Consider the following 17590-nt stretch of genomic DNA (forward strand, 5'->3'; position numbering starts at 1 on the left):
CATGGCCGTGCAGGACCTGCTGTCCCAGGATGAAATCGATGCGCTGTTGCATGGCGTCGATGACGGTCTGGTACAGACCGATACCGCTGCCGAGCCCGGCAGCGTCAAAAGCTACGACCTGACCAGTCAGGACCGCATCGTCCGTGGACGCATGCCGACCCTGGAAATGATCAACGAGCGTTTCGCCCGCTACACCCGCATCAGCATGTTCAACATGCTGCGCCGCTCGGCGGACGTTGCCGTCGGTGGTGTGCAGGTGATGAAGTTCGGTGAATACGTGCACTCGCTGTACGTGCCGACCAGCCTCAACCTGGTCAAGATCAAACCGCTGCGCGGCACCGCACTGTTCATCCTCGACGCCAAGCTGGTGTTCAAGCTGGTGGACAACTTCTTCGGCGGTGACGGACGTCACGCGAAGATCGAGGGGCGTGAGTTCACCCCCACCGAACTGCGGGTGGTGCGCATGGTGCTGGAGCAGGCCTTCGTCGATCTGAAGGAAGCCTGGCAGGCGATCATGGAAGTGAACTTCGAGTACATCAACTCGGAAGTGAACCCGGCCATGGCCAACATCGTCGGCCCAAGCGAAGCCATTGTGGTGTCGACCTTCCACATCGAACTCGATGGTGGTGGCGGTGACCTGCACGTGACCATGCCGTACTCGATGATCGAGCCGGTGCGCGAAATGCTCGACGCCGGCTTCCAGTCGGACCTCGACGATCAGGACGAGCGCTGGGTCAATGCCCTGCGCCAGGACGTGCTGGACGTTGACGTGCCGATCGGGGCCACGGTTGCCCGTCGCCAGTTGCGCCTGCGCGACATTCTGCACATGCAGCCGGGGGACATCATCCCGGTCGAGATGCCGGAAGAAATGATCATGCGCGCCAATGGCGTGCCTGCGTTCAAGGTCAAGATGGGCTCGCACAAAGGCAACCTCGCGTTGCAAGTGATCGAGCCGATCGAGCGCCGTTAAGCGGCGCTGCTCCCATTCGCTATTAACTGACGGCACCCCGTTCAAGGGGTGCCCGCCGAGGACACATGATGGCTAACGACATGAATACCCAGGACGACCAGGCGCTGGCCGATGAATGGGCTGCGGCCCTGGAAGAAACCGGCGACGCCGGGCAGGACGATATCGATGCCTTGCTGGCCGCCGACGCCGCCAGTTCGCCGTCCAACCGTCTGCCGATGGAAGAGTTCGGCAGCGTGCCGAAAAACAACGATCCGGTCACGCTGGATGGTCCGAACCTGGATGTGATCCTCGACATCCCGGTGTCGATTTCCATGGAAGTGGGCAGCACCGACATCAACATCCGCAACCTGCTGCAGCTCAACCAGGGTTCGGTGATCGAGCTTGATCGCCTGGCCGGTGAGCCGCTGGATGTGCTGGTCAACGGCACGCTCATCGCTCACGGTGAAGTGGTGGTGGTCAACGAGAAGTTCGGCATCCGCCTGACCGACGTGATCAGCCCAAGCGAACGAATCAAGAAGCTGCGCTGAGTGAAAAAGGTTCTGGGGGTAGTGCTGGCCTTGCCGTTCAGTGTCCTGGCGGCCGAGCCCGTGGCGACTGTTGCCGCGGCACCTGCTGTCAGCAGTGGTGTGGCGGGACAATTGACGCAGCTGGTGCTTGGTTTGCTGCTGGTGCTGGGGTTGATCTTCTTCCTCGCCTGGCTGTTGCGCCGGGTCCAGCAGGCCGGGCCGGCCGGCAAGGGGCAGGTGATCGAACTGATCGGCTCCCGCGCCCTGGGCCCGCGTGACCGTTTGATGCTGGTGCAGGTTGGCAACGAGCAGATTCTGCTCGGCTTGAGCCCCGGCACCATCACTGCCTTGCATGTGCTCAAGGAGCCGGTGCAGGTGCCGGTTACCGAGAAAGCGACCCCGGAGTTTGCCCAGCGCCTGATGGAGCTGTTGGGCAAGGATCAGAAGGATAAGAAGTAATGGGTGCGCTACGCATCATCTTGACGCTGGCCCTGATGCTGGCCGCGCCGCTGGCCTTCGCCGCCGATCCGTTGTCGATCCCGGCGATCACCCTGGGCACCAATGCCCAGGGCGCCCAGGAATACTCGGTCAGCCTGCAGATCCTGCTGATCATGACCGCGCTGAGTTTCATTCCGGCGTTCGTCATGCTGATGACCAGTTTCACCCGGATCATCATCGTCTTCTCGATCCTGCGTCAGGCTCTGGGTCTGCAGCAGACGCCGTCGAACCAGATTCTCACCGGCATGGCGTTGTTCCTGACGCTGTTCATCATGGCGCCGGTGTTCGACCGGGTTAACCAGGATGCCTTGCAGCCCTATCTGGCGGAAAAACTCACCGCGCAAGATGCCGTGGCCAAGGCCCAGGTGCCGATCAAGGACTTCATGCTGGCCCAGACGCGCAGTAGCGATCTTGAGCTGTTCATGCGTCTGTCCAAGCGCACCGACATCGCTACGCCGGATCAGGCGCCACTGACCATCCTGGTGCCGGCCTTCGTCACTTCCGAATTGAAAACCGCGTTCCAGATCGGGTTCATGATCTTCATTCCCTTCCTGATCATCGACCTGGTCGTGGCCAGTGTGCTGATGGCGATGGGTATGATGATGCTCTCGCCACTGATCATTTCCCTGCCGTTCAAGATCATGCTGTTCGTGCTGGTGGATGGTTGGGCATTGATCATCGGTACGTTGGCCAGCAGCTTCGGCGGTGTCTCTCCATGACGCCGGAAGTTGCGGTAGACATCTTTCGTGAAGCGCTCTGGCTGACCACCATGATGGTTGCCGTGCTGGTGATTCCGAGTTTGCTGGTGGGTCTGTTGGTGGCCATGTTCCAGGCTGCCACTCAGATCAACGAACAGACCCTGAGCTTCCTGCCGCGCCTGCTGGTGATGCTGGTCACGCTGATCGTCGCCGGCCCGTGGCTGGTGCAGACCTTCATGGAATACATTCTGCAGTTGTACGGCAATATTCCTCGGGTCATCGGCTAAGCCATGTCACTGCTGCAGCTGACCGACACCCAGATCAGTACCTGGGTTGCTTCGTTCATATTGCCGTTGTTTCGCATCGGCGCCGTCCTGATGACCATGCCTATTTTTGGCACGACCCTGGTGCCGACCCGTGTGCGATTGTATTTCGCGCTGGCAATCACAGTGGTTGTCGTGCCGGGCCTGCCACCGATGCCGCAGGTTCATGCGCTGGACCTGAGCGCACTGCTGCTGATCGCCGAACAGATCATAATCGGCGCATTGATGGGGCTCTCGCTCCAGCTGTTTTTTCAGGCGTTTGTCGTCGCCGGGCAGATCATTTCGATTCAGATGGGCATGGGGTTCGCCTCGATGGTCGACCCCACCAACGGTGTGTCGGCGGCAGTCATCGGGCAGTTCCTGACGATGCTCGTGACCCTGCTGTTTCTCGGCATGAATGGGCATCTGGTGGTGTTCGAAGTGCTGACGGAGAGTTTCACCACGATGCCCGTCGGCAGCGCCATGCTGATCAATCACTTCTGGGAACTGGCCAACAAGCTGGGTTGGGTGCTGGGGGCAGCGATGCTGCTGGTCATGCCGGCGATCACGGCGTTGTTGGTGGTTAACATTGCCTTCGGCGTGATGACTCGGGCGGCGCCGCAGTTGAACATTTTCTCCATTGGTTTTCCCCTGACCCTGGTGCTGGGTCTGGTGATTTTCTGGGTCGGTCTCGGCGACATTCTCAATCAGTATCAGCCCTTGGCCACCGAGGCCCTGCAGCTGTTACGTGACATGGCGCAGGCGCGCTAGCCATGGCCGAGAGCGAGAGCGGTCAGGACAAAACAGAAGACCCCACGGAGAAGCGCAAAAAGGACTCCCGGGACAAGGGCGAGATCGCCCGCTCCAAAGAGCTCAATACCCTGGCAACCATGATGGCCGGTGCCGGGGGGCTGTTGATCTATGGCGGCGGTCTGGCTCTGGATCTGCTGGAAATCATGCGCCTGAACTTTTCCCTGCCGCGGGAGGTGTTGCTGGATCCCGGGCAGATGGGGGAGTACCTGCTGCATTCAGGAAAGATTGCCCTTCTGGCGGTCCAGCCGATATTGCTGTTGCTGCTGCTGGCGGCTTTTCTGGGGCCGATTTCCCTGGGTGGATGGCTGTTTGCCGGCAAGAGCCTTGCACCCAAATTCAGCCGGATGAACCCGGCGGCGGGGCTCAAGCGGATGTTCTCCAGTACGGCCGTGATCGAGCTGCTCAAGGCGCTGGCTAAATTTCTGCTGATCCTGTTTGTGGCTTTGTCCGTCCTGCGCTCTGACATCGATGACTTGCTGCGTATTGCCCATGAGCCGCTGGAACAGGCAATCATTCATAGCGTTCAGCTGGTGGGTTGGAGCACGTTGTGGATGGCGTGTGGGCTGATTCTGATCGCGGCGGTGGATGTTCCGGTGCAGCTTTACCAGAGCCACAAGAAACTGCTGATGACCAAGCAGGAAGTGCGCGATGAGCACAAGGATCAGGAGGGGAAGCCGGAGGTCAAGCAGCGGATTCGCCAGTTGCAGCGCGAGATGTCCCAGCGGCGGATGATGGCCGCGATTCCCGAGGCCGACGTGGTCATTACCAACCCGACGCACTACGCCGTGGCCCTCAAGTACGATGCGGAAAAAGGTGCTGCACCGGTACTGCTGGCCAAGGGTAGTGACTTCCTGGCGTTGAAAATCCGCGAGATCGCCGTGGCCAATGAGGTGTTGCTGCTGGAATCGCCGGCCCTGGCGCGTTCGATCTACTATTCCACGGAGCTGGAGCAGGAAATTCCCGGTGGGTTGTATCTGGCGGTCGCCCAGGTATTGGCCTACGTCTATCAGATCCGCCAGCACCGCGCTGGCAAGGGCAAGCGTCCTGAACCGCTCAAGGATGATTTGCCGATTCCGCCGGATCTGCGGCGCGATTCCTGATTACCTGCACTGACAGTGATGGCCCCATCGCGGGCAAGCCACGCTCCCACAGGTTCTGTGTTCAGCCTCGGTCTCTGTGGGAGCCGGGCTTGCCCGCGATGAGGCCGGTCCAGGCATCACCCATTCCGGTCAATAAATCCCTCTGTTCCAACCCTCGGCAAAAGTTGGAAGGCTTCTTGCAGTAGCCGCTCTGCGCCTGCTTCGGGCGTCAAAAGTTTGCTTTAAAGGAACGGGGAAAACCGGTGGATCGCTCTCAGTTTATCAACAATGCCCGCACAAACGTTGCCGACCTGAGTCGGGGCAATCTGGGCGTGCCGTTGTTGCTGCTGGTCATGCTGGCCATGATGATGCTGCCCGTGCCGCCGTTCCTGCTGGACGTGTTCTTCACGTTCAACATTGCGCTGTCGATTGTCGTGTTGCTGGTCTGCGTCTACGCTCTGCGGCCGCTGGATTTCGCGGTGTTCCCGACCATTCTGCTGGTGGCAACGCTGTTGCGGCTGGCGCTGAACGTGGCCTCCACGCGGGTGGTGATGCTCCACGGTCAGGACGGTCATGCCGCCGCGGGCAAGGTGATCCAGGCGTTCGGTGAGGTGGTGATCGGCGGTAACTACGTGGTTGGTATCGTGGTCTTCGCGATTTTGATGATCATCAACTTCGTCGTGGTGACCAAGGGTGCCGGACGGATTTCCGAGGTGAGCGCGCGTTTCACCCTCGATGCGATGCCCGGCAAACAAATGGCGATCGACGCCGATTTGAACGCCGGTCTGATCGATCAAAACCAGGCCAAACTGCGTCGGATGGAAGTGGCCCAGGAAGCCGAGTTCTACGGTTCCATGGACGGTGCCAGCAAGTTCGTGCGCGGTGATGCCATTGCCGGTTTGCTGATTCTGTTCATCAACCTGATCGGCGGTATGGCCGTCGGTATTTTCCAGCACGGCATGACCTTCGGTGATGCTGGCAAGGTTTACGCGCTGTTGACCATCGGTGACGGTTTGGTGGCGCAATTGCCATCACTGTTGTTATCGACAGCCGCCGCGATCATGGTGACCCGTGCTTCCGGTTCGGAAGACATGGGCAAGCAGATCAATCGCCAGATGTTCGCCTCACCCAAGGCGCTGGCCGTGGCGGCGGGTTTGATGGCGGTCATGGGCCTGGTGCCCGGCATGCCGCACTTCTCTTTTCTGAGCATGGCGGCCCTGGCGGCCGGCGGCGCGTACCTTTTCTGGAAGAAGCAGAACACCGTCAAGGTTCAGGCCTTGCAAGAGGTCAAGCGTCAGCAGGAGCTGTTGCCATCGCCGGCCCGCGCTCAGGAAACCAAAGAGCTTGGCTGGGACGATGTGACGCCGATCGACATGATTGGCCTGGAAGTCGGCTATCGCCTGATCCCGCTGGTGGACCGCAATCAGGGGGGGCAGTTGCTGGCGCGTATCAAGGGCGTGCGCAAGAAGCTGTCACAGGACCTGGGTTTCCTGATGCCGACTGTGCATATCCGTGACAACCTCGACCTCGCACCAAGTGCCTATCGACTGACCCTGATGGGGGTGATCCTGGCCGAAGCGGAGATCTATCCGGATCGGGAACTGGCGATCAACCCGGGCCAGGTCTACGGTTCGCTCAACGGCATCACCGCCAAAGATCCGGCTTTCGGGCTGGAGGCGGTCTGGATCGAAGTCAGTCAGCGTGCGCAGGCACAATCCCTCGGTTACACCGTGGTAGATGCCAGTACGGTAGTGGCAACCCACTTGAACCAGATTTTGTACAAGCACTCCAGTGAGCTGATCGGCCACGAAGAAGTGCAACAACTCATGCAATTGCTGGCCAAAAGCTCGCCTAAACTGGCCGAGGAGCTGGTGCCGGGCGTGGTGTCGTTGTCGCAGCTGCTCAAGGTGCTCCAGGCGTTGCTGGCCGAACAGGTGCCCGTACGGGACATTCGCAGCATCGCCGAGGCGATCGCGAACAATGCGGCCAAGAGTCAAGATACTGCCGCGCTGGTGGCTGCCGTACGCGTCGGCGTATCCCGTGCAATCGTCCAAAGCATTGTGGGGACTGAGTCGGAGCTGCCAGTTATCACTCTTGAGCCAAGGTTGGAACAAATATTGCTCAATAGTCTTCAGAAGGCAGGACAAGGCTCGGAAGAGGGCGTTCTGCTGGAGCCAAGCATGGCTGAAAAACTGCAACGCTCGTTGATCGAAGCGGCGCAGCGTCAGGAAATGCAAGGTCAACCGGTGATTCTGCTGGTGGCCGGTCCGGTTCGCGCGATGCTGTCGCGATTTGGCCGGTTGGCAGTCCCGGGTTTGCATGTGTTGGCTTACCAGGAAATCCCTGACAACAAGCAAGTGACCATCGTTGCGACAGTAGGGCCCAACGGCTGAGGTAGTGGTTTATGCAAGTTAAGCGTTTTTTCGCCGCCGATATGCGTCAGGCCATGAAACTGGTTCGTGATGAGCTGGGCGCTGATGCCGCCATCATTGGCAACCGCCGGATCGCCGGTGGTGTCGAGTTGACGGCTGCCCTTGATTACAAACTGTCGGCGCTGGCTCCGCGTGTTCCGAACATGGAACTCGAGGACGAGCTGCGCAAGACCCAGTCGCGGATCGTGACCGCCCAGGCCGAACTGAGCCTGCGTAGCGAGGGCGAGAGCGACAAGTCCACCAATCGCCAGTTGTTCGCCGGCCTGCCACTCACCGCCGCCGAACCGCTGATCGAACCGACCTACACTGAACCCCGCCGTGCAGCCCCGGCCCCTGCGCCAGCCTCCGGCGGTGTCGATCCGCGGGCTTTCGATTCGATGCGTTTCGAACTCAACAGCCTGCGCGAACTGATGGAAGTACAACTTGGCTCCCTGGCCTGGAATCAGCTGCAAGGCAGCCGTCCGGCCCAGGCCAACCTGTGGCGTCGCCTGCAGCGCATCGGTTTGTCCGGTCCGTTGTCCCGCGATCTGCTGGAACTGATCACCGGCATTGACGAACCTCGTCAGGCCTGGCGCATGTTGCTGGCGCACCTGGCACGGATGATTGCCACGCCGGAAGTCGAGCCACTGGAAGAGGGCGGCGTGATTGCCATGGTTGGCCCTGCCGGCATGGGCAAGACCACCACGCTGGCCAAGCTCGCGGCCCGTTACGTGCTCAAGTACGGCGCGCAGAACATCGCGCTGGTGAGCATGGACAGCTACCGTATCGGCGCTCAGGAACAACTGAAGACTTTGGGTCGGATCCTCAACGTGTCGGTCACCCACATCGACCCGGGCCAGTCCCTGGTGCAGGCGCTGGACCCGTTGCTGCGCAAACGTGTAGTGCTGATCGATACCGCGGGTCTTCAGGCCAGCGATCCGGCACTGCGCATGCAGCTCGAAAGCCTGGCCGGTCGTGGCATCAAATCAAAAAATTATCTGGTTCTGGCAACCACCAGCCAGAAACAGGTTCTAACCGCCGCTTATCACAGTTACAAGCGCTGCGGGCTGGCTGGCTGCATCCTGACTAAACTGGATGAAACAGCAAGCCTGGGTGAGGTGTTGAGCCTGGCAATCAGTCATGAGTTGCCGGTGGCTTACCTGACCGATGGACCGCGGATTCCGGATGATTTGCATCTGCCGCGTCGTCATCAGCTGGTGAGCCGCGCCGTCAGCGTGCAAATGCAGGAAGAACCCAGCGAAGAAGCCATGGCTGACATGTTCGCTGATATTTACCACAGTCCGACCAAGCAGGTTGGCTGAGGTATTAATGAACAGTTTTTGTACCTACATCGATGGTCTGCCATGCATTGTTCCGTTTGTGAACGCGCAGCCAGTAATGTGGCCTCCGTCTATGCAAGACAAGGTAAAGAAATAACATGGGCAGCATGCATCCCGTACAGGTGATCGCGGTGACCGGCGGCAAAGGTGGCGTCGGGAAGACTAACGTGTCAGTGAACTTGTCCCTGGCTCTAGCTGAGCTCGGCCGGCGCGTCATGCTGCTGGACGCCGATCTGGGGCTGGCGAACGTTGACGTCCTGCTGGGACTGACACCCAAACGTACCCTGGCTGACGTAATCGAAGGCCGCTGTGAGCTGCGCGACGTGTTGTTGCAGGGGCCCGGCGGTATCCGCATCGTCCCGGCGGCGTCCGGCACGCAGAGCATGGTGCATCTGAGCCCGGCGCAACATGCCGGCCTGATCCAGGCGTTCAGCGATATCGGCGACAACCTCGACGTCCTGGTGATAGACACCGCTGCAGGTATTGGTGACTCGGTAGTCAGTTTCGTTCGCGCCGCGCAGGAAGTCTTGCTGGTGGTCTGCGACGAGCCGACCTCGATCACCGACGCCTACGCACTGATCAAGCTGCTGAACCGCGACTACGGCATGAACCGCTTCCGCGTCCTGGCCAACATGGCCCAGAGCCCGCAGGAAGGTCGCAACCTGTTCGCCAAGTTGACCAAGGTCACGGATCGCTTCCTTGACGTCGCCTTACAATACGTCGGTGCGGTGCCGTACGACGAAAGCGTGCGCAAGGCCGTTCAGAAGCAGCGCGCGGTTTATGAAGCTTTCCCGCGTTCCAAGTGCTCCCTGGCCTTCAAGGCCATCGCACAAAAGGTCGATACCTGGCCGCTGCCTGCCAACCCGCGCGGACACCTGGAGTTTTTCGTCGAGCGCCTCGTGCAACAAACGGCAGGACCCGTGCTATGACAGCCAGCGGTTACAACCTTTACAAGAAATCGGCACGTGACGCGCAGTACGAGCTGATCGAGCGTTACGCGCCACTGGTCAAACGCATTGCCTATCACTTGCTGGCGCGATTGCCGGCCAGTGTCCAGGTCGAAGACCTGATCCAGGCCGGCATGATTGGCCTGCTTGAAGTGTCGACCAAATACGACGCCAGCAAAGGCGCGAGTTTCGAGACGTACGCGGGCATTCGAATCCGCGGCGCGATGCTCGATGAAGTCCGCAAGGGGGACTGGGCGCCACGCTCGGTCCACCGCAATACCCGCATGGTCAGCGACGCAATTCGCTCGATTGAAGCTAAAACCGGCCGTGACGCTAAAGATCACGAAGTTGCGGCCGAACTCCAATTGAGTCTCGACGATTACTACGGGATTTTGAACGACACCCTGGGCAGCCGGTTATTCAGTTTCGACGATCTTTTGCAGGACGGCGAACACGAAGGGCTGCACGAGGATGGCGCGAGTGCTCATCTCGAGCCGTCACGCGATCTGGAAGATGAACGCTTCCAGGCGGCGCTGGCGGACGCGATTGCCAATTTGCCGGAGCGTGAGCGACTGGTGTTGGCGCTGTACTACGACGAAGAGTTGAATCTCAAGGAAATCGGTGAGGTCCTGGGGGTCAGCGAATCTCGGGTCAGCCAGTTACACAGCCAGTGCGCGGCCCGTTTGCGGGGGCGTTTGGGGGAGTGGCGAGCGCGCTGAAGGCAGTGTGGGGACACTGCGAACGTGGCTGGTGTGGTGTTGAACTGCGCCGGTCTCGATCTGTTGTGCTCCAGACAGTCATTGAGTGCTTTGCCGGATTGATTGAAATGGCGCGTCCAGGTGCTGGGCGCGTTTAAGACTGCTTGGAGGTCGAATTGGACAAGAACATGAAAATCCTCATCGTTGATGACTTCTCAACGATGCGGCGGATCATAAAAAACCTGTTGCGTGACCTTGGGTTCACCAACACGGTGGAGGCCGACGATGGCACTACTGCCATTCCGGTTCTCAACAGCGGGAGCATCGACTTTCTGGTAACGGACTGGAACATGCCTGGCATGACCGGCATCGATCTGCTGCGCCACGTGCGCGCCGATGAAAAGCTCAAGCACCTGCCAGTGCTGATGGTGACCGCTGAAGCCAAGCGCGAGCAGATCATCGAAGCGGCCCAGGCCGGTGTTAACGGCTATGTGGTCAAACCCTTCACGGCCCAGGCGTTAAAAGAAAAAATCGAGAAGATTTTCGAACGCATCGGTTGAGAAACTGCGCCACGGGGGAGCTATGGACCACAACGAATCTTCACAGGGCGATTTTGAATCGACCCTGAAAAAACACGCGGTCGAATTGGTCGAAAGCCTTGAAAAAGGCAGGTTCGGCGACGCTGTGCAACTGATCCATGAGCTCAATCAGACCCGTGACCGCGGCCTGTATCAGGAAGTGGGCAAGCTCACCCGCGAGCTGCACAGCGCGATCGTCAATTTCCAGATTGACCCGCACATGCCGCAAGCCGAGGAAGTGTCGCAGATCACGGATGCCACTGAGCGCTTGGGCTACGTGGTGAAGCTGACCGAGGCTGCAGCCAACCGCACCATGGATCTGGTCGAAAACTCCACACCGCTGGTCAACAGCCTGAGCGATGAAGCTCAGGCGCTGAGCACGGATTGGGGGCGGTTCATGCGTCGCGAAGTCGGGGCCGAGGAGTTCCGCGAACTGGCTCGGCGTGTCGACGGTTTCCTGACACGCAGCAGCGCGGACAATCGCGCAGTGTCGAGCAACCTCAACGACATTCTGCTCGCTCAGGATTATCAGGACCTCACAGGTCAAGTGATCAAGCGCGTGACCCAATTGGTCACCGAAGTTGAAAGCAACCTGCTCAAGCTCGTGCTTATGGCCAGTCAGGTGGACCGCTTTGCGGGCATCGAACATGACCGTGAAGCGATGCTTGCTGAAAAAGATCCGCAAAAACATCTCTCTCAGGGTGAAGGTCCGCAGATTCATGCCGATAAAAGAGAAGACGTTGTGTCCGGTCAGGACGATGTGGACGATTTGCTATCCAGCCTGGGATTTTAGAAATTTAGAATTTTAGGTTTTTTAGGTTTTTAGACCTGTTAGGAGCACCCCCTTAATGAGCTTCGGCGCCGATGAAGAGATCCTTCAGGATTTCCTGGTTGAGGCCGGCGAGATTCTAGAGCAACTGTCCGAACAGCTGGTCGAGCTTGAAAGCCGACCGGATGATGCGGACTTGCTCAATGCAATTTTTCGCGGTTTTCACACTGTAAAAGGGGGCGCCGGCTTCCTCCAGCTCAACGAGCTGGTGGAGTGCTGTCACATCGCCGAGAACGTGTTCGACATCCTGCGCAAGGGTGAACGTCGCGTCGACTCGGAATTGATGGACGTGGTACTCGAAGCGCTGGACGCGGTGAACAGCATGTTCAGCGAAGTCCGCGAACGCAGCCCGATCACGGCTGCCACGCCTGAATTGCTCGCGGCCCTGGCCCGTCTGGCCGAGCCGCAAACCGCCGATGAAGCCGCACCTGTGGCTCAAGTGGTGGAAGAACCGGCTGCCGAAGCCGAATCAGGCGACATCACCGATAACGAATTCGAACAACTGCTGGACTCGCTGAACGCCGTCAAGGCTCAGGCCGAGGCGCCGGTGGCGGCTGCGCAGCCTGCCGCGGATGCAGCAGCCAGCGACGAAATCACCGATGCAGAATTCGAGTCGTTGCTCGATCAATTGCACGGCAAAGGCCAGTTCGCCGTCGACGCGGTGGCGGCACCTGCAGCCCCCGCCGCACCGGCTGCCCCGAAAGCGGCAGGCGACAGTTCCGACATCACCGACGACGAGTTCGAAGCACTGCTCGATCAACTGCACGGCAAGGGCAGCTTTGCCGTCGACGCGCTGGAGTCGGCCATTGCTTCGGCCCCGGCCGCCGCGGTGCCTACCGCTAAAGCGGCCGGCAGCGATCTGATCTCGGACCACGAGTTCGAATCGCTGCTCGACGAATTGCACGGTAAAGGCAAGTTCACCGAAGTCGGTACCGGTTCTGCCGCTTCTTCGGTAGCCGCGCCTGTCGCCAAAGCCCCGGCACCTGTCGCCAAGGCGCCCGAGCCAAAAGCCGAAGCGTCGAAGCCTGCTGCCGCTGCTGCACCGGCCCCAGCCCGTGCGCCGTCCGCGCCGCCGGCGGAAAAACCGGCCAGCGAAGCCGAGACCACCGTGCGGGTCGACACCGCGCGCCTCGACGAAATCATGAACATGGTGGGCGAGTTGGTACTGGTGCGTAACCGCCTGGTTCGCCTGGGTGCCAACAGCGCCGATGAAGCCATGTCCAAAGCCGTGTCGAACCTCGACGTGGTCACGGCTGACTTGCAAACCGCGGTCATGAAGACCCGGATGCAACCGATCAAGAAAGTCTTCGGGCGCTTCCCGCGTCTGGTTCGCGACCTGGCTCGCCAGCTCAAGAAAGAGATCAACCTGGAGCTGGTCGGCGAAGAAACCGACCTCGACAAGAACCTTGTCGAGGCACTGGCCGACCCGCTGGTCCACTTGGTGCGCAACTCGGTCGACCACGGTATCGAAGAGCCGGCTGACCGCGAAGCGATGGGCAAGCCGCGTAGCGGCAAAGTGATCCTGTCCGCTGAACAGGAAGGCGACCACATCCTGCTGTCCATCTCCGATGACGGCAAGGGCATGGACGCCGACGTGTTGCGCGGCATCGCGGTGAAGAAAGGCTTGATGGACAAGGATGCGGCGGACCGTCTGAGCGAGTCCGATTGCTTCAACCTGATCTTCGCACCGGGTTTCTCGACCAAAACCGAGATCTCCGACGTGTCGGGCCGTGGCGTGGGCATGGACGTGGTGAAAACCAAGATCGCCCAGCTCAACGGCACCATCAACATCTACTCGACCAAGGGCAAAGGCTCGAAGATCGTCATCAAGGTGCCGTTGACCCTGGCGATCATGCCAACGCTGATGGTCATGCTCGGCAACCAGGCGTTTGCGTTCCCGCTGGTGAACGTCAACGAGATCTTCCACCTCGACCTGTCGCGCACCAACGTGGTGGACGGCCAGGAAGTGGTGATCGTGCGGGACAAGGCGTTGCCACTGTTCTACCTCAAGCGCTGGCTGGTCAGCTCCGCCGCTCACGAAGAGCAGCGCGAAGGCCATGTGGTGATCCTTTCGGTGGGCACCCAGCGGATCGGCTTCGTCGTCGATCAACTGGTCGGCCAGGAAGAAGTGGTCATCAAGCCATTGGGCAAAATGCTCCAGGGAACTCCGGGCATGTCCGGCGCCACCATCACCGGTGACGGCCGCATTGCGCTGATTCTCGATGTTCCGAGCATGCTCAAGCGTTACGCCGCACGGCGTATTTGATTCTGGGGGAGCGGGGCGACTGAGCCTCGCCCCCGCCTAACGGAGTGTTTATGGTAGTCAAGGTCCTGGTGGTGGACGATTCGGGGTTTTTCCGCCGCCGCGTCTCGGAAATTCTTTCAGCGGATTCGAATATCCAGGTTGTCGGCACGGCAACCAACGGAAAAGAGGCGATCGATCAGGCGCTGGCCCTCAAGCCGGACGTGATCACCATGGACTACGAGATGCCGATGATGGATGGCATCACGGCAGTGCGGCACATCATGCAGCGCTGCCCGACACCGGTGTTGATGTTCTCCTCGCTGACGCATGAAGGCGCCCGGGTGACCCTGGATGCGCTGGACGCCGGCGCGGTGGATTTCCTGCCGAAGAATTTCGAAGACATCTCGCGCAATCCCGAGAAGGTCAAGCAACTGCTGTGCGAGAAGATTCTCAGCATTTCGCGCAGTAACCGTCGTGTCAGCGCTTACAGCGCGCCGGCACCAGCCCCGGTCGCCGCGCCAGCCCCGACCCCAGCGCCCTCCAGCGTCGGCAGTTATGGCAGCAACGCGCCGGCACGCCCGGCACCGATCCCGGCCCGTGCGCCTGCGCACGCACCGTCGTCGCCCGCGCCGAAACGCAAAGCCTACAAGCTGGTTGCCATCGGCACGTCCACCGGCGGCCCGGTTGCCCTGCAGCGTGTATTGACGCAATTGCCGGCCAACTTCCCGGCCCCGATCGTGTTGATCCAGCATATGCCGGCGGCGTTCACCAAGGCCTTCGCCGAACGCCTGGACAAGCTCTGCCGCATCAGTGTCAAGGAAGCCGAGGATGGCGACATCCTGCGTCCGGGCCTGGCGCTGCTGGCACCGGGTGGCAAGCAAATGATGATCGATGGCCGTGGCGCGGTGAAAATCCTGCCGGGCGACGAACGTCTGAACTACAAGCCGTGCGTGGACATCACCTTTGGGTCTGCCGCCAAGTCCTACGGTGACAAAGTTCTGGCGGTCGTACTGACCGGCATGGGCGCCGACGGTCGTGAAGGTGCGCGTCTGCTCAAGCAGGGCGGCAGCTCGATCTGGGCTCAGGATGAAGCCAGCTGCGTGATCTACGGCATGCCGATGGCCATCGTCAAAGCCGAACTCGCCGATGCGGTGTACGGCCTCGACGACATAGGCAAGCACCTGGTCGAGGCGTGTATCTGATGGATGTACTCAGCCTTATCGGGATCATCATGGCGTTCGTCGCCATCATCGGTGGCAACTACCTTGAAGGCGGTCACCTCGGCGCGCTGGCCAACGGCCCGGCGGCGTTGATAGTGCTCGGCGGGACCGTCGGCGCTGCGCTGTTGCAATCGCCGATGAGCGCCTTCAAGCGCGCCATGCAGATTCTCGGCTGGATCCTGTTCCCACCGCGCGTGGACCTCGCCGGCGGCGTCGATCGCGTGGTGAACTGGAGCCTGACCGCCCGCAAGGAAGGTCTGCTCGGTCTGGAAGGGGTGGCCGACGCCGAACCCGACGCTTACTCGCGCAAAGGCCTGCAACTGCTGGTGGACGGCGCCGAGCCGGAAGCGATTCGCAGCATTCTGGAAGTGGATTTCTACACCCAGGAAAGCCGTGACATCGAAGCCGCCAAAGTCTTCGAAAGCATGGGCGGCTACGCGCCGACCATCGGCATCATCGGTGCGGTGATGGGCCTGATTCACGTGATGGGCAACCTGGCCGATCCGTCGCAGCTGGGCAGCGGCATTGCCGTGGCGTTCGTCGCCACGATCTACGGCGTGGCCAGTGCCAACCTGGTGCTGCTGCCGATTGCCGCCAAACTCAAATCCGTTGCATTGCGCCAATCGCGTTATCGCGAAATGTTGCTGGAAGGCATTCTGTCGATCGCCGAAGGTGAAAACCCTCGCTCTATCGAGTTGAAGCTTCAAGGCTTCATGGATTGATGGGGGTAATGGACTATGGCTCGTCGCCGGCAACCTGAAGAACATGTAAACCATGAGCGCTGGCTGGTTTCCTACGCCGACTTCATTACGTTGCTGTTCGCCTTTTTCGTGGTGATGTACTCGATCTCTTCGATCAACGAAGGCAAGTACAAGATCATTTCGGAAGCGTTGATCGGCGTGTTCACCGATTCGGATCGCGCGCTCAAGCCGATCCCCATCGGTGAAGAAAGACCGAAAACCGTGACCCCGGCCAAGCCGTTGGTCAAGGACAGCGAGCAAGTCGACGCCGGCATTGCCGGGGCCAGTGATCCGCTGAAAAGCATTGCCGATGACATCAGCGCCGCGTTCGGCGACTTGATCAGCTCCAATCAGATGACCGTGCGCGGTAACGAGCTGTGGGTCGAGATCGAACTCAATTCCAGCCTGTTGTTCGGCAGTGGCGACGCCATGCCCAGCGACATGGCGTTCAACATCATCGATAAAGTCGCCGCGATCCTGAAACCGTTCGACAACCCGATTCACGTCGAAGGGTTCACCGACGATCAACCGATCCGCACCGCGCAGTACCCGACCAACTGGGAACTTTCCTCGGCGCGTTCGGCGAGCATCGTGCGCATGCTGGCGATGCAGGGTGTGAATCCGGGTCGGCTGGCGTCGGTGGGTTATGGCGAATTCCAGCCGGTGGCCAACAACGCCACGGCGGAAGGCAGGGCGCGCAACCGTCGCGTGGTGCTGGTCGTGTCACGAAATCTCGATGTACGCCGCAGCCTCACCGGCACCGGAACCGCCCATGCGCAACCGGATGCCGCGTTGAAGCGCGCTGGCACACAAACTGCACCTGCACCGGTCAAGTCGCCGGGACGAGAGAACGCCGTCAATTCTCCGTCACCCGCATTAATACGTTGAGCTATTTCCCGGTCGAGTCGACCGGGAGGAACAATCCGAATGAGAGTCTGGGCCGTTGCCAATCAAAAGGGTGGTGTTGGTAAAACCACTTCCTCTATCGCTTTAGCCGGGTTGCTGGCCGAGGCGGGCAAGCGCGTGGTCGTGGTCGATCTCGACCCCCACGGCTCGATGACCAGCTACTTCGGTTACGACCCCGACAGCCTGGAGCACAGCAGCTACGACCTGTTCCTGCACAAGGGCAGCGTGCCGCAAGGCTTGCCCGGTCAGTTGCTGTTGCCCACCAGTCACGCGAGTATTTCCCTGTTGCCGTCGAGCACTGCGCTGGCGACGCTTGAGCGTCAGTCGCCGGGCCAGAGTGGTTTGGGCCTGGTGATTGCCAAGAGCCTGGCGCAACTGTGGCAGGACTTCGATTACGCCGTGATCGACAGTCCGCCGTTGCTCGGCGTGCTGATGGTCAATGCCTTGGCGGCCAGTCAGCAATTGGTGATTCCGGTGCAGACCGAGCACCTGGCCGTCAAAGGCCTGGAGCGCATGGTCAACACCCTGGCGATGATCAACCGCTCACGTAAACAGCCGCTGGCATTCAGCATCGTTCCGACCCTGTTTGATCGGCGCACGCAAGCCTCGCTCGGGACCTTGCGGGTATTGCGCGACAAATATCCCGAAGAAATCTGGCAAGGCTACATTCCGGTGGACACGCGTTTGCGTGACGCCAGCCGCGCCGGTGTGACGCCTTCGCAATTCGACGGCAAGAGCCGCGGCGTTTTGGCCTATCGCGCACTGCTCAAGCACATGCTGACGCAGCAATCCGTTGCGCAGGTGGCGTGA

The 17590-nt window shown here is 60.3% G+C and carries 18 protein-coding genes; all 18 read left to right on the forward strand.

Going from position 1 to position 17590, the window contains the following annotated elements; translation table 11 throughout:
• Nucleotide 1 precedes the first annotated feature (1 nt).
• The 18 genes from fliM (at nucleotide 2) to ACM6I5_RS04410 (ending at nucleotide 17590) form a co-directional block, all read left to right on the forward strand.
• The gene (gene fliM, locus ACM6I5_RS04325) at nucleotides 2-970 is read left to right on the forward strand and encodes a flagellar motor switch protein FliM (RefSeq protein WP_008024584.1); all 969 of its coding nucleotides are present in this window, start codon (nucleotides 2-4) and stop codon (nucleotides 968-970) included.
• Nucleotides 971-1038: 68 nt separating this feature from the next.
• Complete coding sequence (gene fliN / locus ACM6I5_RS04330) at nucleotides 1039-1497, forward strand: flagellar motor switch protein FliN (protein WP_008151080.1); 459 nt, start codon at nucleotides 1039-1041, stop codon at nucleotides 1495-1497.
• Complete coding sequence (gene fliO / locus ACM6I5_RS04335) at nucleotides 1498-1935, forward strand: flagellar biosynthetic protein FliO (protein WP_017337190.1); 438 nt, start codon at nucleotides 1498-1500, stop codon at nucleotides 1933-1935.
• Nucleotides 1935-2693 (forward strand): flagellar type III secretion system pore protein FliP, encoded by a 759-nt coding sequence (gene fliP / locus ACM6I5_RS04340; protein ID WP_008039813.1) that lies wholly within the window; start codon nucleotides 1935-1937, stop codon nucleotides 2691-2693. The genes fliO and fliP overlap by 1 nt, the downstream gene beginning before the upstream one ends.
• Complete coding sequence (gene fliQ / locus ACM6I5_RS04345; RefSeq protein WP_008024593.1) at nucleotides 2690-2959, forward strand: flagellar biosynthesis protein FliQ; 270 nt, start codon at nucleotides 2690-2692, stop codon at nucleotides 2957-2959. The genes fliP and fliQ overlap by 4 nt, the downstream gene beginning before the upstream one ends.
• A gap of 3 nt (nucleotides 2960-2962) precedes the next feature.
• On the forward strand, nucleotides 2963-3745 hold the full coding sequence (gene fliR, locus ACM6I5_RS04350) for a flagellar biosynthetic protein FliR (protein WP_017337191.1): 783 nt from the start codon (nucleotides 2963-2965) through the stop codon (nucleotides 3743-3745).
• A gap of 2 nt (nucleotides 3746-3747) precedes the next feature.
• Entirely contained in the window at nucleotides 3748-4887 is a 1140-nt protein-coding gene (flhB, locus tag ACM6I5_RS04355; RefSeq protein ID WP_017337192.1) for a flagellar biosynthesis protein FlhB, read from the forward strand.
• 242 nt (nucleotides 4888-5129) lie between these two features.
• Nucleotides 5130-7259: a flagellar biosynthesis protein FlhA gene (gene flhA, locus ACM6I5_RS04360; RefSeq protein WP_017337193.1), complete on the forward strand. Its 2130-nt coding sequence runs from the start codon at nucleotides 5130-5132 to the stop codon at nucleotides 7257-7259.
• Between the two features lie 11 nt (nucleotides 7260-7270).
• The gene (gene flhF, locus ACM6I5_RS04365; RefSeq protein WP_017337194.1) at nucleotides 7271-8599 is read left to right on the forward strand and encodes a flagellar biosynthesis protein FlhF; all 1329 of its coding nucleotides are present in this window, start codon (nucleotides 7271-7273) and stop codon (nucleotides 8597-8599) included.
• Nucleotides 8600-8715: 116 nt separating this feature from the next.
• Nucleotides 8716-9546: a flagellar synthesis regulator FleN gene (gene fleN / locus ACM6I5_RS04370; protein WP_008001746.1), complete on the forward strand. Its 831-nt coding sequence runs from the start codon at nucleotides 8716-8718 to the stop codon at nucleotides 9544-9546.
• On the forward strand, nucleotides 9543-10283 hold the full coding sequence (gene fliA, locus ACM6I5_RS04375; protein ID WP_007894214.1) for an RNA polymerase sigma factor FliA: 741 nt from the start codon (nucleotides 9543-9545) through the stop codon (nucleotides 10281-10283). Before fleN ends, fliA begins: the two co-directional genes overlap by 4 nt.
• Nucleotides 10284-10450: 167 nt before the next feature.
• A complete protein-coding gene (locus ACM6I5_RS04380) occupies nucleotides 10451-10822 on the forward strand; it encodes a chemotaxis response regulator CheY (protein WP_003183998.1) in 372 nt (123 codons plus the stop codon).
• 22 nt (nucleotides 10823-10844) lie between these two features.
• Nucleotides 10845-11633, forward strand: coding sequence for a protein phosphatase CheZ (locus ACM6I5_RS04385; protein WP_017337195.1), 789 nt, complete (start codon nucleotides 10845-10847; stop codon nucleotides 11631-11633).
• A 55-nt stretch (nucleotides 11634-11688) separates the two neighbouring features.
• Complete coding sequence (locus ACM6I5_RS04390; RefSeq protein WP_017337196.1) at nucleotides 11689-13935, forward strand: chemotaxis protein CheA; 2247 nt, start codon at nucleotides 11689-11691, stop codon at nucleotides 13933-13935.
• Between the two features lie 50 nt (nucleotides 13936-13985).
• Complete coding sequence (locus tag ACM6I5_RS04395; RefSeq protein ID WP_017337197.1) at nucleotides 13986-15116, forward strand: protein-glutamate methylesterase/protein-glutamine glutaminase; 1131 nt, start codon at nucleotides 13986-13988, stop codon at nucleotides 15114-15116.
• The gene (locus ACM6I5_RS04400) at nucleotides 15116-15856 is read left to right on the forward strand and encodes a flagellar motor protein (RefSeq protein ID WP_017337198.1); all 741 of its coding nucleotides are present in this window, start codon (nucleotides 15116-15118) and stop codon (nucleotides 15854-15856) included. Before ACM6I5_RS04395 ends, ACM6I5_RS04400 begins: the two co-directional genes overlap by 1 nt.
• A gap of 15 nt (nucleotides 15857-15871) precedes the next feature.
• Nucleotides 15872-16762 (forward strand): flagellar motor protein MotD, encoded by an 891-nt coding sequence (motD, locus tag ACM6I5_RS04405; protein ID WP_017337199.1) that lies wholly within the window; start codon nucleotides 15872-15874, stop codon nucleotides 16760-16762.
• 39 nt (nucleotides 16763-16801) lie between these two features.
• On the forward strand, nucleotides 16802-17590 hold the full coding sequence (locus tag ACM6I5_RS04410) for a ParA family protein (protein ID WP_017337200.1): 789 nt from the start codon (nucleotides 16802-16804) through the stop codon (nucleotides 17588-17590).

Source organism: Pseudomonas sp. IT-P171 (assembly GCF_949767765.1).
Taxonomy (GTDB): Bacteria; Pseudomonadota; Gammaproteobacteria; order Pseudomonadales; family Pseudomonadaceae; genus Aquipseudomonas; species Aquipseudomonas fluorescens_B.

Coding starts and splice junctions, on each gene's coding strand:
- fliM (WP_008024584.1), top strand. CDS start 2: ATGGCCGTGCAGGACCTGCTGTCCCAGGATGAAATCGATGCGCTGTTG.
- fliN (WP_008151080.1), top strand. CDS start 1,039: ATGGCTAACGACATGAATACCCAGGACGACCAGGCGCTGGCCGATGAA.
- fliP (WP_008039813.1), top strand. CDS start 1,935: ATGGGTGCGCTACGCATCATCTTGACGCTGGCCCTGATGCTGGCCGCG.
- fliQ (WP_008024593.1), top strand. CDS start 2,690: ATGACGCCGGAAGTTGCGGTAGACATCTTTCGTGAAGCGCTCTGGCTG.
- fliR (WP_017337191.1), top strand. CDS start 2,963: ATGTCACTGCTGCAGCTGACCGACACCCAGATCAGTACCTGGGTTGCT.
- flhB (WP_017337192.1), top strand. CDS start 3,748: ATGGCCGAGAGCGAGAGCGGTCAGGACAAAACAGAAGACCCCACGGAG.
- flhF (WP_017337194.1), top strand. CDS start 7,271: ATGCAAGTTAAGCGTTTTTTCGCCGCCGATATGCGTCAGGCCATGAAA.
- fleN (WP_008001746.1), top strand. CDS start 8,716: ATGGGCAGCATGCATCCCGTACAGGTGATCGCGGTGACCGGCGGCAAA.
- fliA (WP_007894214.1), top strand. CDS start 9,543: ATGACAGCCAGCGGTTACAACCTTTACAAGAAATCGGCACGTGACGCG.
- ACM6I5_RS04380 (WP_003183998.1), top strand. CDS start 10,451: ATGAAAATCCTCATCGTTGATGACTTCTCAACGATGCGGCGGATCATA.
- ACM6I5_RS04385 (WP_017337195.1), top strand. CDS start 10,845: ATGGACCACAACGAATCTTCACAGGGCGATTTTGAATCGACCCTGAAA.
- ACM6I5_RS04390 (WP_017337196.1), top strand. CDS start 11,689: ATGAGCTTCGGCGCCGATGAAGAGATCCTTCAGGATTTCCTGGTTGAG.
- ACM6I5_RS04395 (WP_017337197.1), top strand. CDS start 13,986: ATGGTAGTCAAGGTCCTGGTGGTGGACGATTCGGGGTTTTTCCGCCGC.
- ACM6I5_RS04400 (WP_017337198.1), top strand. CDS start 15,116: ATGGATGTACTCAGCCTTATCGGGATCATCATGGCGTTCGTCGCCATC.
- motD (WP_017337199.1), top strand. CDS start 15,872: ATGGCTCGTCGCCGGCAACCTGAAGAACATGTAAACCATGAGCGCTGG.
- ACM6I5_RS04410 (WP_017337200.1), top strand. CDS start 16,802: ATGAGAGTCTGGGCCGTTGCCAATCAAAAGGGTGGTGTTGGTAAAACC.